General features: G+C 64.1%; 3 protein-coding genes. 1 reads left to right on the top strand and 2 read right to left on the bottom strand.

Annotated elements, in window-relative coordinates; all coding sequences use genetic code 11:
* Nucleotides 1-71 precede the first annotated feature (71 nt).
* Entirely contained in the window at nt 72-605 is a 534-nt protein-coding gene (folK, locus tag N5J71_RS22240; protein ID WP_074856348.1) for a 2-amino-4-hydroxy-6-hydroxymethyldihydropteridine diphosphokinase, read from the bottom strand.
* Nucleotides 596-952: a dihydroneopterin aldolase gene (folB, locus tag N5J71_RS22235; protein ID WP_074856350.1), complete on the bottom strand. Its 357-nt coding sequence runs from the start codon at nt 950-952 to the stop codon at nt 596-598. Before folB ends, folK begins: the two co-directional genes overlap by 10 nt.
* Before the next feature lie 74 nt (nt 953-1,026).
* Between folB and plsY the strand changes: the two genes are divergently transcribed.
* Nucleotides 1,027-1,596: a glycerol-3-phosphate 1-O-acyltransferase PlsY gene (gene plsY, locus N5J71_RS22230; protein ID WP_084340926.1), complete on the top strand. Its 570-nt coding sequence runs from the start codon at nt 1,027-1,029 to the stop codon at nt 1,594-1,596.
* Nucleotides 1,597-1,601 lie beyond the last annotated feature (5 nt).

The raw sequence follows: 1,601 nt of genomic DNA, 5'->3' as shown, positions 1-1,601 counted from the left end.
TACAACCTTCAGTCTGGCGCAATGACGCCGTAGGAGGGAGGAGTCCATCTCATTGGGCTACGAAGAGCGGGCTACGAAGAGCGCGTCTGTAGCAACTCTGGCGGCGTCAACTCGGTGCCACGCCACTGGAATGCCGCTGGCCACAACTGCTGATCGATCTGCGCCGAGGCCCACAGCTCGGCGAACGAACGACCATCGACAGGGTGCTGCAGTTGCGGCGCCAGCAGCGCCAGCGGCCAGAGTACGAAGGCGTTCTTGAGAATCTCCGCGCGCGGCAGGATCAGGCCGTTGAAGTTGCCGACCTGCTCGCCAAACAGCAGCACATCGATATCCAGCGGCAAGCCCTTGCGATCCGGTGCATAGCGGCCATTGTCGGCCTCGATGAATTTCAGCCGGCGATCCAGCTCCAGCAGTGACAGCTCGGTATCGCCAACTACCACCAGATTGAAGAAGTTGCCGCTCTTGATGCCCACCGCATGGCTTTCGAACACCGGCGAGCAGCGCATATCACTGAGCAGCCCCGCCAGTGCATCGAGGCCGGCAACGAGGTGAGGCTCACGCTCGATATTGCTGCCAAGGCCGAGAAAGACCCGAGTCAGAGACATCCGCGCTCGATCTCCACGCCCACGCCGCCGCGTGCGGCTGGCACTGCGCCGGGCTTGGTCAGCTTCAGACGCATCCAGGGAATGTTGAACTCGTCCATCAGGGTCTGCACCAGCCGTTCGGCGAAGGTTTCGACCAGGATGAACTGCGACTCGGCCGCAAAGGCCTGAATGCGCGTGGACACGCTGGCGTAGTCGAGTGCCAGGTTGAGGTCATCACCGGCGGCGGCCGGACGATTGTCCCAGGCCATCTGCAAGTCCAGGCGCAGGCACTGGCGAATGTCGCGCTCCCAATCGTAGGCGCCGATCACCGTGTCGACTTCCAGCCCCTCGATAAATACTCTGTCCACCGCACTCTCCGCGCCACGACAAGGGCGCTGCACCTCGTTAGAATCGGGCCACCCCATGCCCTGGAATGGCCACCATGTTCTGGCTTCTGGCAATCCTTGCCTACTTGCTCGGTTCGCTGTCCTTCGCCATCCTGCTCAGCCGACTTGCCGGCGGGCCGGATCCGCGCGCCAGCGGCTCGGGCAACCCCGGCGCCACCAACATGCTGCGGGTGGCCGGCAAGAAACTCGCCGTCATGACGCTGCTCGGCGACCTGCTCAAGGGCCTGCTACCGATCCTGATCGCCAAGCTGTTTGGCCTCAGCCTGCATCAGCAGGCCTGGATCGGCCTGGCTGCCGTGGTCGGCCACCTCTACCCGCTGTACTTCCGCTTCCGCGGCGGCAAGGGCGTAGCCACTGCCGCCGGCATGCTGCTTGGCCTCTATCCACCGGCGGCCCTGCTCGCTCTGGCGGCCTGGGCGCTGGTATTTCTGCTGACCCGCACCAGCTCGCTGGCCTCACTGATCGCCACGCCGCTGACGTTACCGCTGCTGGCCTGGCAACAACCGGCGGCCTTGTTACCGGCCTGCGTACTGACCGGGCTGATCGTCTGGCGCCACCGTCACAATCTTCGCGACCTTTTCGCCGGACGCGAGCGGCGTTTTTGACTGAA

It is taken from the genome of Ectopseudomonas oleovorans, from assembly GCF_029845265.1.
Lineage (GTDB): Bacteria > Pseudomonadota > Gammaproteobacteria > Pseudomonadales > Pseudomonadaceae > Aquipseudomonas > Aquipseudomonas oleovorans.
Note: the sequence above shows the minus strand (reverse complement) of the source record. Positions and strands in the feature narration are given on the sequence as shown.

What these genes read in the sequence shown, in the direction of transcription:
- folK (WP_074856348.1), bottom strand. Translation starts at nt 605, where the DNA reads ATGTCTCTGACTCGGGTCTTTCTCGGCCTTGGCAGCAATATCGAGCGT.
- plsY (WP_084340926.1), top strand. Translation starts at nt 1,027, where the DNA reads ATGTTCTGGCTTCTGGCAATCCTTGCCTACTTGCTCGGTTCGCTGTCC.